At 46.8% G+C, this 14,055-nt stretch carries 10 protein-coding genes; 9 read left to right on the forward strand and 1 reads right to left on the reverse strand.

The genetic code is table 11. The features are described 5' to 3' along the window. The first annotated feature begins 172 nt into the window (after nucleotides 1-172). The 6 genes from HQM11_17630 to HQM11_17655 all read left to right on the forward strand — a co-directional run bounded on the left by HQM11_17630 (nucleotide 173) and on the right by HQM11_17655 (nucleotide 3,941). Nucleotides 173-1,048, forward strand: coding sequence for a fructosamine kinase family protein (locus HQM11_17630; GenBank protein ID MBF0352858.1), 876 nt, complete (start codon nucleotides 173-175; stop codon nucleotides 1,046-1,048). A 34-nt stretch (nucleotides 1,049-1,082) separates the two neighbouring features. Then, the gene (locus tag HQM11_17635; protein ID MBF0352859.1) at nucleotides 1,083-1,340 is read left to right on the forward strand and encodes a DUF4160 domain-containing protein; all 258 of its coding nucleotides are present in this window, start codon (nucleotides 1,083-1,085) and stop codon (nucleotides 1,338-1,340) included. Between the two features lie 5 nt (nucleotides 1,341-1,345). Next, nucleotides 1,346-1,576 carry a DUF2442 domain-containing protein gene (locus HQM11_17640; GenBank protein MBF0352860.1) on the forward strand — a complete coding sequence of 77 codons (231 nt, stop codon included), beginning with the start codon at nucleotides 1,346-1,348 and terminating at the stop codon, nucleotides 1,574-1,576. A 62-nt stretch (nucleotides 1,577-1,638) separates the two neighbouring features. After that, nucleotides 1,639-2,412, forward strand: coding sequence for a hydroxyacylglutathione hydrolase (gloB, locus tag HQM11_17645; GenBank protein ID MBF0352861.1), 774 nt, complete (start codon nucleotides 1,639-1,641; stop codon nucleotides 2,410-2,412). Between the two features lie 37 nt (nucleotides 2,413-2,449). Beyond that, nucleotides 2,450-3,016 (forward strand): dTDP-4-dehydrorhamnose 3,5-epimerase, encoded by a 567-nt coding sequence (gene rfbC / locus HQM11_17650; GenBank protein ID MBF0352862.1) that lies wholly within the window; start codon nucleotides 2,450-2,452, stop codon nucleotides 3,014-3,016. Then, nucleotides 2,979-3,941: a MipA/OmpV family protein gene (locus HQM11_17655; protein ID MBF0352863.1), complete on the forward strand. Its 963-nt coding sequence runs from the start codon at nucleotides 2,979-2,981 to the stop codon at nucleotides 3,939-3,941. Before rfbC ends, HQM11_17655 begins: the two co-directional genes overlap by 38 nt. A gap of 12 nt (nucleotides 3,942-3,953) precedes the next feature. Here the strand turns inward: HQM11_17655 and HQM11_17660 are convergent, their stop codons facing one another. Beyond that, nucleotides 3,954-7,652, reverse strand: coding sequence for a response regulator (locus HQM11_17660; GenBank protein ID MBF0352864.1), 3,699 nt, complete (start codon nucleotides 7,650-7,652; stop codon nucleotides 3,954-3,956). 339 nt (nucleotides 7,653-7,991) lie between these two features. Here HQM11_17660 and HQM11_17665 point away from each other — a divergent pair, with 339 nt between their 5' ends. The 3 genes from HQM11_17665 (at nucleotide 7,992) to HQM11_17675 (ending at nucleotide 13,653) form a co-directional block, all read left to right on the forward strand. Continuing rightward, nucleotides 7,992-9,692, forward strand: coding sequence for a hypothetical protein (locus HQM11_17665; GenBank protein MBF0352865.1), 1,701 nt, complete (start codon nucleotides 7,992-7,994; stop codon nucleotides 9,690-9,692). A 115-nt stretch (nucleotides 9,693-9,807) separates the two neighbouring features. Further along, the gene (locus tag HQM11_17670; protein MBF0352866.1) at nucleotides 9,808-12,900 is read left to right on the forward strand and encodes a hypothetical protein; all 3,093 of its coding nucleotides are present in this window, start codon (nucleotides 9,808-9,810) and stop codon (nucleotides 12,898-12,900) included. A gap of 450 nt (nucleotides 12,901-13,350) precedes the next feature. Continuing rightward, the gene (locus tag HQM11_17675) at nucleotides 13,351-13,653 is read left to right on the forward strand and encodes a hypothetical protein (protein ID MBF0352867.1); all 303 of its coding nucleotides are present in this window, start codon (nucleotides 13,351-13,353) and stop codon (nucleotides 13,651-13,653) included. Nucleotides 13,654-14,055 lie beyond the last annotated feature (402 nt).

Here is a 14,055-nt window from a genome sequence, read left to right on the forward strand (position 1 = left end):
ATACTCCAAAAAATAATTTCCATAATTTTTCTAACATCCTTTCCTGCCGGGCATGCGTTGAGATGTGCTTGCGTCTTTCTCTACAGACCAGGCAAAGAATGTGGGTCAAAAAACTTTGGGCAGTTATTCTTTTGCAGTTTCCGGTGAATCATTACGCACAACAGGGAATCTCATGCAATCAACCGTCAAGGATCTCATCGAAAACTGGGCAGGCGAGCGAATCACCCAAGTTGAATCGCTTGGAGGAGGCTGTATTACCCAGGCCAAACGGCTCTGTACGGAGTCCGGCAAGGAGTATTTTGTCAAAACCGCTCAATCGCATCATGGAATGTTTGACGCAGAGGCCAATGGTTTGAGAGAATTGGAAAAACCGGGTGTGATCCGTATTCCGGAAGTCCTTTTACAGCACGATTCCTTTTTACTGCTGGAATATATTTCTCCCGGAACACCACGTGATAGAACCACCTTTTTTAGAACATTCGGAGCACGCTTTGCCAGACTCCATCAGTTTACCGCCCCTGAGTTTGGGTTCTATGAAAACAACTTTATTGGCAGTACCCCTCAAGCCAATAGTCCTTCCAGACAGGAAGCGCGGAACTGGAGTGAATTTTATTACAACAAACGCTTGCTGTTTCAACTGAAACTGGCAGAAAAAAATGGTGCAGCCAGTCCGGAAATGATCCGGGGCTTTGCCAAACTTGAATCTGCAATCCACAAAATTCTGGGCGGTACCGATGAGCCGCCTTCGCTGTTGCATGGCGATCTTTGGTCGGGCAATTTTCTGACAGATGATTCAGGAGAACCCTGTCTGATTGATCCGGCGGTTTATTATGGGCACCGCGAGGCGGATCTGGCAATGACATCATTGTTTGGCGGATTTTCAAATGAGTTTTATCAGTCTTATCAGGAGACGTTCCCGTTGATTGCTGATTATGAATACCGGGAACCGTTGTATCAGCTTTATCATGTGATGAACCACCTGAATCTGTTTGGCAGTGGCTACTATGGTCAGGCATTGTCCATTTTAAGATTTTATCAATTGTGCTGAAATTTTGACACGAACATTCCGATACAGGGAAAAAATGCCAGAAATCAGTCGTTTTTTAGGGATAATCATTCGAATGTATATTCGTGAACATGCGCCTGCACACTTTCATGCGGAATATGGTGAATATGAAATTACTGTGGAAATTGATACAGGTATTGTAACAGGTAAATTTCCAAGAAGAGCACTAAATGCTGTTCTTGAATGGTACTTACTGCATCAAACAGAACTCAAGGCCAATTGGAATGCCGCCCTGGAACGAAAACCATTGTCACCCATTGAACCCTTGGAGTAGAAAATATGTTTATTCATGTAACACAGGCTAAATACATTGATGAGTATAAAGTATGGTTGTCCTTTAATGATGGCGTAGACGGGTCGATTGATTTGTCTGAAGAATTGGATGGTGAAATTTTTGAACCATTGAAAGAAAAATCGTATTTTAAAACTTTTGTACTTGAAGGGCATACCTTGTCCTGGAGTAACGGAGCTGATTTTGCTCCGGAGTTTTTACGGGAAAAAATCATTTGAATACACCCTCTCATTCGCAAATTTGACGTAACTCAATCCGTCTCTTTTTCATGGAGAAGCTCATGAAAGTGATCCCAATTAGCTGTTTGCACGATAATTATTCCTACCTGATCATTTGTCCAACGACAGGGCAAACCGCGGTGGTGGATCCCTCAGAAGCCGTACCGGTTCTGGAACAACTCAAGTCTCTCAACCTGACATTGCATGTGATTCTAAACACGCACCATCATTGGGATCATGTGGATGGAAATCCCCGTCTGACCAAAGAGTTTCCCGGAATCCCGGTGTATGCTCATGTTTCAGACAAGGAACGACTTCCTCAGCAAACAGTTTTTCTGGAAGAGGGAGACACTGTCCAGATCGGTGAGCTGAAAGCCCGTGTGATTCATAACCCCGGTCACACAACCGGAGCCATTTCTTATTATTTCGAACACGGTGTTTTCACTGGCGACACATTATTCGGAGGCGGATGTGGAAGATTGTTTGAAGGTTCCCCGGAAACCATGTATCACTCGCTCAATGAAAAACTGGGGAAACTTCCAGAGTCTACCCCGGTTTTCTGTGGGCATGAATACACCGAGAACAACCTCCGTTTCGCCGCGTCCATCGAACCCGGAAACACTACCTTACAGCAACGCTTGCAACAGGTTCATCAATTGCGTGCCAAGGGACAGATGACCGTGCCTTCAACTCTTGGCGAAGAGAAAGCGACCAATCCTTTTCTGCGCTGTGACAGTCAGGAAATACAGCAATATGTCAGGAAAAAAACGCCAGCCTGTGACCTTACACCTGTTGAAGTGTTCAGGGTTATCAGGGAACTAAAGAACCATTGGTGAAAACAAATTTTCATTTTTTAAACAAACAGGAACATTTATGCGATTTATTGAAACTCCACTGAAAGGAGCGTTTGTGATTGAACCGGTGGTGCATCAGGACCATCGTGGATTTTTTACTGAAACCTACAAGGAACCCCTGTTCAGAGAGCATGGACTGACCGCTGTTTTTATTCAGGATAACCACGCGCGTTCCGAGCAACCCGGTGTGTTGAGAGGACTGCATTATCAGGAACCGCCCCATGCCCAGACCAAATTCATCAGGGCTCTGCGGGGGAGTATCTTTGACGTGATTGTTGATATTCGCAAAGGTTCACAAACCTATGGACAGCATTTCAGCATTGAGTTGAGTGATAAAAACTTCAAAATGTTGTGGGTGCCTGTCGGTTTCGCCCATGGCTACTGCACCCTTGAACTCGGCACCGAAGTGGCCTATAAGGTTGATTCCCTGTATGCCCCAAAACAGGAAGGCGGGATTATCTGGAATGATCCTGATCTTGGCATTCAATGGCCTGTCGAACAACCAGTCCTGTCGGACAAGGATGGAAAAATGCCTCAGTTGAAAAATTTTGATTCCCCCTTTTCCTGTCATTCTTCTGAAGTCTGATATCGGCTTCCGGAAAAGTTTTTCCGGAAAGTTTCCGCACGCTGACATAAGCCTGCTGATCACCGCGGGTATCATCCTCTGGCTCATGCTTTTCCCGCTGGCCCATCGAACAGCCTCAGCTTTTGAGCAACCGATGATCGAAGCGGGGATGGGCTATTTCGAAGGCTATTCTCCACATTATCTGGGGTCCAATCATTATCATTTCGCCAGTTTCCCGTTTCCGGTGCTGGTGGTACGTCTCGACCGATTGCAGGCCGGAGACAACACACGTTTGTTCCTGTTTGAAAACGACAATCTTCTGCTGGATATCAGTTTGGACGGACGACTCCCTGTGGACAGTGATCCTGTGGATGCGGGACAGCCTAAAGGTGCCGAACGACAGGATTCCATGCTGTTCCGCAACACCAACTACACCCGTCGTGGCATGCCGAATCTTCCGGTTGCCGGATTTGCCGGGCTAAAGCTCAAATGGTACATGAATGAATGGCTTTATGTGAAAATACCATTTGTAACCGGAGTCACGTTGGGAAACGGGTTTTTACCGGTTGGAAACACCATGGCCCCTGAAATCAGTCTCGATCTCTTCGGACGACATTCGTCCAACATGCTCAAATTTAGTGTTTCATCCACGTTGGCTGATTCCAGTTATATGAATTATTATTATCAGGTTTCCCCACAGTATGCCCTGCCCGACCGACCGGTATTCAAACCGGAACCGGGTCTGGTGGACATCACCTGGGAATTGATTGCGGGCATGAAATTGAAACCGTTTTTATGGATTGGCGGAGTTTTGTATCTGCATGATATGCGCAACTCCAGAGTTTTGGACAGTCCGCTGGTGGTTGCTCCGATAAGTCACAGTGTGGGCGTTGGCTTGACCTTTCATTTCTGGCAAAGCGACATCATGGTCTATTCCTGGAAATAAGATTGACCGGGCTCACTTGTCCTCAAAACTGGTCACACCTTGCCAGTCTGAAACAACCCCGACCTGCTGATAATGTTGGCAGCGTTTCAGATGAATACCAGCGCAACGGTCTTCAGGAACCTGAATCAGGTAATCCTCATACAATTTTGCGGCCTCGATAAACCGGCCGGACTCATACAGACTCCGTGCCTCTTCAAAGCTTGATAGATTCAGAGTTTTACGATCCCGCAATTCCTGATGATCCGCATCAAACACTTCATACACCGCCGTGGGTTTTTCCTTTCCTTTGAACTGAACACGATCAATGAGCCTGATACGATATATTTCGGGTTGTGGTAACTGGAGAAGGGTGTCTTCGCTCATCAACAGCGGAACACCATAGGTTTTGGTCAGGCCTTCCAGTCGTGATGCGCTATTCACAGCATCGCTGATCACTGTGCCATCCATCCGGTTCTTGCTGCCGATGGTTCCCAGCATCAAATCGCCAGTGTTGATGCCGATACCGATTTTGATTCCGCTATAACCCGATTCCCGGCGGACTTCATTGTAGATTTCAAGTCGTTGTAACATCTGTATTCCTGCATCCACAGCATTTTGAGCGTTTCCTGAAAACAACGCCATGATGGCATCACCGATGTACTTGTCGATGAAACCACCGTTGCTTGTGATCACAGGTTCCATCTGGCTGAGATAGGCATTGATGAACCGGAAGGTATCACGGGGCGTCATGGTTTCAGAAAGTGTGGTGAAGGAGCGGATGTCAGAAAAAAGAATGCTCATGTTTTCCATCACGTTGTCTCCCAGACGGACGTCCACGATGCTGTCTTTGTGCAGATGTTCCAGAAATTTATGCGGCACAAACCGGTTAAAAGCGTTGCTTGTGCGTGACAGTGACAGATGGGTGCTGATGCGGGCCAGCAATTCTTCCCGATTGAAAGGCTTGATCAGATAATCATTGGCTCCGTCTTTTAAGCCCTGCAACAAATCATTGATCTGACTTTTTGCCGTGAGCATGATCACCGGCAATTCGGTGGCTGAGTAATCCTGTCTTAATTTCTGACACACTTCATAGCCACTCATCCGGGGCATCATGAGATCCAGCAGGATCAGATCCGGACGCTCTTTTTCCATCAACTCCAAAGCATGGATACCATCATTTGCCTGTATCACATGATAGTTGCTGGCACTCAGGTAGTTGTTCAATACCTGGAGATTTACCGGTTCATCATCCACAATCATGATCGAACCCACGGCATTTTTGGGAGAAATGGACCTGGTTACAGAATATCCGGAATTCTCGCGGGATTGTGCCTGGGTGTCCGTATCGAAGGAATTCCTGATACGTGATAATTCAAGAAGGGCATCCCGTGTTTTTGCGGATTCCTGTGATTCCCGCATGTCAGAAATTTCGAGGTCAAAGGTAAACGTCGTGCCAATTCCAAGTGTGCTTGAAACTTCAATCGTCCCGCCGTGCAATTCCACCAATTTCCGGGTGATTGCCAACCCAAGGCCCGTTCCTCCATATTCACGGGATACAGAGCCATCGGCCTGTTCAAAGGAATGAAAAATCACTTCCAGTTTTTCTGAAGCAATCCCGATTCCTGTATCGGTAATGCTGATTCTGGCACGTCCATCCCGTTGTTCCGCATGCAGGGTGATTTCGCCCTGATGGGTGAATTTCAGGGCATTGCCCAGAAGATTCAGCAAAATTTGCTGTAACCGGTTTTCATCTGCCATTAAAAACGGAAAATCGGGTGGAATCTGATTGAGGATGAGGACCGATTTATTCCGCATCAGGGGTTTCATGAGCATCTGAATCATGGTCAACATGCTGAAAAGATCGACCGGTTGCAGTTTCAATTCAAGATCATGATGGCGCATTTTGGAGAAATCGAGAATATCATTGATCAGGTTGCTCAAGCGTTTGCCGCTGGTAACAATCATTTCCAGATTTTCCCGAACCTGCTCAGAAATTCGTCCTGCGGTTCCTTCAAGCAGTGAATCCGCAATGCCGATAATGCCATTCAGGGGGGTTCTCAATTCATGCGAGGTATTGGCCAGAAATTCATCCTTCATGGCATTGGCCTGCTTGAGCGCGAATTCTGATTCTTTTCTGGGGGTGATATCTCTCAGGCCAACAACCCTGACAGGTTTTCCCTGATAGATCTGGGCACTGACCACAATTTCAGCATAAAAAGTCGTTTTGTTTTTCCTGATCCCTAAAAGTTCATAGGAGCTATCTGTATCAGTATACATTTTATTGCGGGCGATTTCCTGAAACTTGGGGTGAATGAGTTCAATCACGGTCATTCCCTTGAATTCCTCCAGTTTATAGCCCAGCAATTTGGCACTGCCGGGATTGGCTTCAAGCACCACCCCTTTTTCATGAATCAGGATTCCGTCAAAGGCCGTATCAATCAGTCGTCGGAAGCGTTCCTCATTTTCTTTGGTTGCCTGGCGGGCCATTTGTTCCTGTTTCAGCAATGCCGCCTGCGTCTTGTCATTTTCCTGTTTGATGACGCTGATTCGATCAGCAAGTGCCAGTGACAGCAAGACGACTTCCAGCATGGAGCCAATCTGAATGCCATATTCTGTGACGAAATTATGTGGTAGCAACCCGAAATTTTTCAGAATCGTCAAAGCGATACCGATCAACAGAGAAGTCCAGGCGATCATGAAATAACGGGCAGGTCGGTATTGACGGAACAGACAGAGGATTCCATTGATTAAAATAACAGCAGAGGTCAACAGTGCGGTCAACACCAGCGGACGGATGATCAGTTCGTAGGGCAGTGTCAATGATAGAATCAACTCAACCGCAAGAAGCCCCATGAGTCCGATGGAAATTTTATTGAGGTTTGGCGTAAAACGGGCTGATTGCAGGAAGGATCTTGAAAACTGGAGCATCCAGAACCAGGTGAAACATAAAAAGAAAGGGAAACTGTGATTCCCCCACCAGATCTGCTCAGGCCATAAATATTGAAAGGCCAGACCGTTATAAATGCCCTGGAGCAAGGCATAGCCCATGATATAAAGCACATAGAATAAATAGTTCCGGTCCTTGACCGTCAGGAACACAAACAGATTGTAGACAATCATCACAATCATGCTTCCATAATAGATTCCAAGTGCCAACTGCTCACGACTGACTTTTTCGGCAAGTCCTTTGGCGCTTCGGAGATTCAGTTCAATATTGACCGAACCTGTCGTTTTGAACCGCATGTAGTAATCTTTCTGCTTACCTGAAGGAACCTTGAGAGAGAAAATAAAATCACGGTGAGAAATATCCCGCATATAAAACGGGTAATGATCTCCGGTTTTACGTACATCGACATCGCCATACCCTGACAATGTGTAGAGTTCAATGGAGTCAATGAGAGGGTATCCATTTTCGAGAAAGAGTTCCATGTCATGGGCACCCGTGTTGATGATGGAAAATCGCACCCAATGAGCCGCACTGGCAAAACCGAAACCGGGTGAATCGGTCGAGGACGGCTGGAATTTTTCTGTCAACTCAGGAAATTTGAGAAACTTCTGGATGGTTTCACTGTGGTCAGGATCTACCAGAATATCCAGCGATTTTCCCATGGACTGACTGACAAAATCTTCATTCACCCTGACGGGTTCAGCGGCCTGAACCCATGGGCTTATCCACAACACAAAGGCTAACAACCACCCTGCCTGTTTCAGTCGGGATTTTACTAAATTCATAGATCCTCGTTCTTAAAAAAAAGATTTCAGTATTTGCTGAGTTGGTCTGCTGAGCAGACGCAAGGAGTTCATCACCTATTAGTGAAATTACAGGTCGTATAACATACTCACCCCTGAAACGCATTACAAAAAACAGCGAAGGCTTTTTGAATGATGACCTATGGCACAATCGATACGATGCGTTTCATTCTTGAAAAAATAATTATAATTTCTTGGATTCCACTGTTGACATTTCAATTATAAATTGATTACAAGCGATATAAGCATGTTGTGTGCTATCAAAATTGCGGATTGTGTAGTCTGCAATTATTCATGAATGTCGTTAAAATGGGGAGATGTATGATAATAAAAAAACTGTTTTATACCGCGGTGGCTTCGATGCTGTGTGGGGGAACACTCTTGGCTCAGGAAGCACCAAAAAAGACAGAGGCTACTTTGATCACCAAAGGCTCTGTCAATGCTTATGCCAAAATGCAGGACAATTATATCACTCCTCTTGATCTCGGATCAGGAGACCGTCATGGCGCCAATAACCGCTCCAATCAGACATCCCGTGCCACCGGCAATCTGACGTTCATCACGACCAGCGGCAGTGTCGGTGAATCAGACGGAAGAAATATTCCGCAGATGGTGGGTGTGGCCGTCATTAAAATGGATGCCAATGATCCGGATCATCCCTCAACAATTCCAACCGCGACATCCGGTGAAGCCAGTGCCGGAGGAAAAAATGACACCCGTGTTTACCTGGGCGATGTCTGGGCACGTTATTCACCATGGCTACCATTGGGCATCAAGATTGGATACCAGTCGTTTGCGTCAACTTCTGTGGCCGCGGGTACCAAGGTGTATGACGGCGATGCTGAAGACGACTTTCAGGCATTTCGTGGTGCGACCACACTCAAGGAAGTTCCTGGAATCAGCCTTGATTTTCACCCTATGAAAGAGATGGAAATCGGGATCGCTACCACCAGCGGAATGGGCGATGCCTCCAAAATCATGACAGGTGGCAAAGCGAATGAAGCCTCCAACAATGTGGTTTGGGTCAACGGAAAATTCAGTATGGTCAAATTTGATGTCGGGATGCAGCAGGTTGCCGTTGGCAAATATACCTCGGGTGAAAATGCACCTTATGAATATGCCCATACCTACAAGCACACACTCATCAATGCTTCCGTCATGATGGATTTCGGAATGGTCAAACCCTATGTGGGATACCAGTCCGCAAGTGGTGACAAAGCAAGAGCCATTGTGACCGCAGGTACGCTGGACGCACTTCCCGGTCAACTCAGGGCAGGTCTCGGAGCCAGTGTGGATAGTGCCGTTAAAGCCGGTTATAAAACTCTGCTGGTTGCCGCTGGTATGAGTTCCACCAAGGCCGATGAATTCATTGCCGCAGATTCAGCTTTTTCTGAGGCCGCGATCACTGCCGCTCTGGAAGCTGATGGAAAAAGTGCTGCGTTAGCCGCCGCTTCCGCGAATGCAATTTACAATAATGCCGCGGCCGCAAGTCTGAAAGATGTGACCCCCAGTGCCGCTGTTTCCGCCAATACTACAGCCCAGTTGAGCTCAACCGGTATCGGTAATTTCAAGAACCTTGAAGTGTCCGCCAATGAAGATCTGGCTTTTGAAGGAAATATCATCACAGCCGGATTGATTCTGGACTTCAATGACAATGGTGCTTTAGGAATCGATTACACCATGATCAACGCTCCGGCTTATGGCGAAAGCGGATACATGCCTGCTTTGCTTGAAGTCAAAACAGCACTGATGACCAACTACACCATTCCTCTCAAGGAAGGCGCTTCCGTAACCTTGTTCTATCATATGCTGGGAATCCAGGAAGACAGCAAACTGCGCAGTGATCTTGATACCGCGGCAAAAAACGCGGCTCAAGCTGATGACGCCGCGACAGTGGCCGCCCTGGGAACCTCCACTTCCGGTGCGGTTAAAGGTGGCTATGAATCATTTGTTAATGCCGCTGGACGTTTGAAATGGTCCAATACCGCATCCATGGGCGTGGCATTCAATGTCAAATTCTAAGGCACATGATCATTACCTGACATAATCAATATTCCCTGTGTTTGAAGGCAAAATACAATTTGCTGACTCGAATAAAACACAGACAATTATCTAAAACCAATACAAGGAGTTTTGTATGAATAAACATTCATTGAAATATTATTTAAACCGTTTCCTGGTCATAGGATCAGCGATCGGCTTAATTGTGACTGCTGGATGCTCGCCTGAAGAGAAAAGCATTCCTGTGTCGTCCATCACGGTCAATGCCAGCGCGACTTCCGCCAATGACATCCGGTCCTTCAAATTTGATGGACAAGCTGGAAAATCCTATATGTATGAACTCAGTGGCAGTTCCGCTACTGCTGGATTTTATTCCAATCCAGAACAATCACGCTCTTTGGGCACCACACTCAGTGCGGATAAAACCGGCACGTATTATCTCGGCGTGCAGGCTGATGGTTCCTACAGTGTCCGTGTGGTTCGCGCCCTGACAGGCGGGGATACGCTGGAAAATCAGTCGTTGTCAAAAGGCAAAACCATGCGTTATCCACTGTCCACCACGCTCAACAAAACCATTCTGGTGAGTTTGACGCCTAAATTGCTGGCGGCAGATACGACCGCTACTGGCACAGCGTCCTTATTCATATGCACGGATATGGCCCGCACCAATTGTAGCAGTTCTGTTACAAACGCAGCAGGTCGCCAGACGATCCGATATGTCGGCGTGATGACAGGAACAGCCTATCTGTTCATCGATGCGGCCACTTCAGCCGATATCGTTTATAACCTGAGTGTCAGCAATCCGACAGCGCTGATCTCCGGCGCCGCGACTGCTGAAATGACTCTGGAACCGCGGGATCAGATATTGTATAGTTTCAGTACCACTAAAAACACGGTATACAGCGTGACCCTCACTCAGATAAAAACCACTACCAAAGCAGGTGTGAGTGGAAGCATCCGAAAAAATGATGGGACATCTGTTGTATCTTCTTTCACACCAGCACAAACCGGTGCGAACATAATATCAAGCACTTTTCTTGCTGATGAAACCACAACCCATGTGATTGCATTGAACAACACTGATGATGTTGAAACCGCGACTTACACGGTCAAATATCAAGAAATTCCGGCCAGTGTTTCCGCATTCACCGCAGAGGCGCCTATCACAGGGAAGGCACTTGGAGCTAATGGTGCATGGATTCACACCTTGGCGGTAAGTGCTGGGACTTTCTATAAAGTTACCCTGACACCTTCTGCTGGCAGTGCTGCATCCTTCACTCAGACTGGATCAAGTAATTTTACCATGAACGATTCCAGTAAAGCCTATTTCACACAATCCATGGTCTTTCTGGCTAACAGCACCGAAACTCGCTATTTCACCGTAGCCGCAGGAACTGGCGGGTTGACCTATTCTCTGTCAGTAAGCACCATCACTCCTGAAACAGCGTTGACCGTGGGAACACAGTCGGCTGAGATTTCAATTGCTGAGGGCGATGTGAAGATTTATCCAGTTTCTGTAACAGCCGGGTTGCCCACACTTGTGGAACAAACCTCTGTTTCTGGTCCAGCGGTAACCACCGCCGCCTTGTTGGGCGATTGGCCTGCTATGTATCAGGGGGCTCTGGAAGCAACCAGTTCCACCTCACCGTATCTGAGTTCAGGCAACCTCTATGCGTATACCGGGACTCAAGTTCCAATCGTTGGAACAGTGACCAGTGGTGGAAGTACGGCAACGGTTGCATCAGCAACGGTTTATAGTGGATTCAAATTGGCTTCAAGCAGTGGTACAGGATACATTGCGCTGTATCGACCGCTGACAACCAGTAATAATACATCGGCGGACAAGATCAAATTGAAGCATATCACGGTGAATTCACCAGTTGCCTTGACTGTGGACGCAACAGCCACAGCGGCGACCATTGGTGCGGGTGAGATCAATATGTATTCTTTCACCATGACTCATGCAGGGCAGACGGCCACCACATACAACAGTTATACGGCCACAGTCAGTTCCGCCAGCACTTCGCAAATACAGTCAGGAGTCCATGCCGGCGGTGATGGATCCTATGCTGTTTCTGCTTATGATACAGAAGGTGATTCTTCGCTTTCCATCACACCCACCTATGATGGTCAAAAGGGAATGCTGGTGGTCAGAAACTCCTCAACTGCCAGTGCCACCGCTTCAGTTGGTGTGGCTAAATCAAGCACTGCCGTGACGATCAATGGCAAGCCGTTGGGTCCATCAGAAACTGTATCAGGTTCATTGACCTATGGTAGCAGTGCGACTCATGCTCTGACCTTGCTGGCACCTGGATTCTATAAACTCACGTTAACTCCTAGTAGCGGTAACGTTGGTTCCTGGAGCGCTTCGACTTTAACCACGCTGGTTACGATGACCGATGCCGCTGATGCATCGTCATATTACACTCAATCCAAAGTAGTGATTGCCACGACGGCTTTTACATCTACTATTACTGTTACAGCCGCCTCCACTGTGGCAGGATTGAGCTATAGCCTGAGTGCGACCCCAATCACACCGGAATCCTTTTTAACACCAGGAACTGCCAGCGGTAATATTTCTGTTGGGGATGGTGATGTGAAAGTGTTCCCGGTCTACATGAATAAGGGTTTACCTAGTACAGTCATGATCACCAAAACGACTGTTTCAGGTCCTGCGTTGACTACATTTACCCCCGCCTCATTGATCTCGACAACTGTCACTGCGGGCATTCCCGGGAACACCGGGATTGCGGCTTTGTATAATGCGTTGGGCAAGACGCAGGGGCAATCCGGAGCGTTGGCTGCCAGTGATTCGACTTATTATTATGTGGCAACTCGTCCAGTGACAAAAACCCCGAATACAACGGCTGATGTATTCACATTGAAGCATATCAACGTGACCAGTTCAGGAACATTGTCCACCACAGCGACCAACATTACAGTTGCCGCAGGTGCAATGAATCTGTACACATTCAGCACAACACAACAGACACCTCCTACCGCACAGGGAACCTATTCTCTGGCAGTGACAGGTGCGTCACTGAATACTGGTGTTAAGCTTTGCACCACTACCACAAGTTGTACTGATTCCGGAAGTGTGCTTGGAACAACCGGTGCTACAACTTATACCATAACCCCCAATTATGGTGGGCAGGACGGATATCTGTTAGTATATAACGGAACAACGGCCAGCATCACAGGCACTGCTACATTGACCAAAAATTTCTAGATTTTTGAGTTAATGCGGGTTCAAACTCATTCCCGACTCCTGGTCGGGAATGTTTCTCATGGGATATTGATTCCCTTTTTCAAAGACAGGTCATCCTTTCGAGGGTGCCTGTCTTTTTTTTTGCGGAGAGTGAACAAAAAAAGAGTCTTGCAAACGCAATAATTGATCTTGGATTTTCCACCTGGTTTGGGTTTTATCCCGTAGGGGCAGACCTGTGTGTCTGCCCAGGATCAGGGCGAACACACAGGTTCGCCCCTACAATTTGTGACCCCAAATATGACCAACCCCCTAAATTACTTTTGGTCATTTTTGAAAGGCGCCAATTTTTTTAAATTTTTCTGTTTCAAACCATAGACTTGAACGTAAAATATTTGATTTGAAAATGGTGGCTATGTCTGTAATGTCAAAAATATCTCTTGTTGTTCAATTGATAACAGAAAAGGTAAAACCATGCTGATATTTGATACATTGATTTACGCTGAAAAACTCCAGAAAGTCGGTGTTCCACCGGAACAGGCCAGAGTTCATGCAGAACAACTCAAGGAACTTGTCGAGAATGATCTGGCCACCAAAAGCGATATCGCTGAACTGAAGAGAGATATCAGGCAACTGGATCTTAAAATTGAGGAAGTCAGAAAAGAAGCGGGACAAAATCAAAAAGATGTGATCAAATGGATAGTGGGTATGGGGTTAACAGTTATTCTAAGTTCTACGGCCATGCTTTTCACGGCCATATCCATGTTTGCCAGATAAACCATCCGGGGGCCGGTAAAGGAACTGCTGGAGGCATCGAGGGGAAATACACTTTCGAAGAGGGTAGCATCGGGTTACGTCCCGATGAAATTACAAGGTTTGTCGTCTTCCCCGGGACGTAACCCGGGGCTACCGTTTCCGGTATCGTTCTGCCCGGCTTGAGTTCAATGTCATCAACTTAAGCATTCTGAAGGGTACTGTGTTTCAATTCCCCCTTGGTTCAAGGGGGTTAGGGGGATGTAATTCCGAGCGTTAAATCCCCCATGCCCCCTTTGCAGTAATTATGGGTGAACTTTTTTTATACGGTATTGCTGTATAAGCCGAGAGGATCGAATATTTTTTTCAGTGTATTTTTTCAAGATGGACTCACGAAGTGAATGAAGATATGTTTTCCCGATAACC

It is taken from the genome of SAR324 cluster bacterium (genome assembly GCA_015232315.1).
In the GTDB taxonomy this organism is placed as follows: Bacteria; SAR324; SAR324; order SAR324; family NAC60-12; genus JADFZZ01.

What these genes read in the sequence shown, in the direction of transcription:
- HQM11_17630 (MBF0352858.1), top strand. Translation starts at nt 173, where the DNA reads ATGCAATCAACCGTCAAGGATCTCATCGAAAACTGGGCAGGCGAGCGA.
- HQM11_17635 (MBF0352859.1), top strand. Translation starts at nt 1,083, where the DNA reads ATGCCAGAAATCAGTCGTTTTTTAGGGATAATCATTCGAATGTATATT.
- HQM11_17640 (MBF0352860.1), top strand. Translation starts at nt 1,346, where the DNA reads ATGTTTATTCATGTAACACAGGCTAAATACATTGATGAGTATAAAGTA.
- gloB (MBF0352861.1), top strand. Translation starts at nt 1,639, where the DNA reads ATGAAAGTGATCCCAATTAGCTGTTTGCACGATAATTATTCCTACCTG.
- rfbC (MBF0352862.1), top strand. Translation starts at nt 2,450, where the DNA reads ATGCGATTTATTGAAACTCCACTGAAAGGAGCGTTTGTGATTGAACCG.
- HQM11_17660 (MBF0352864.1), bottom strand. Translation starts at nt 7,652, where the DNA reads ATGAATTTAGTAAAATCCCGACTGAAACAGGCAGGGTGGTTGTTAGCC.
- HQM11_17665 (MBF0352865.1), top strand. Translation starts at nt 7,992, where the DNA reads ATGATAATAAAAAAACTGTTTTATACCGCGGTGGCTTCGATGCTGTGT.
- HQM11_17670 (MBF0352866.1), top strand. Translation starts at nt 9,808, where the DNA reads ATGAATAAACATTCATTGAAATATTATTTAAACCGTTTCCTGGTCATA.
- HQM11_17675 (MBF0352867.1), top strand. Translation starts at nt 13,351, where the DNA reads ATGCTGATATTTGATACATTGATTTACGCTGAAAAACTCCAGAAAGTC.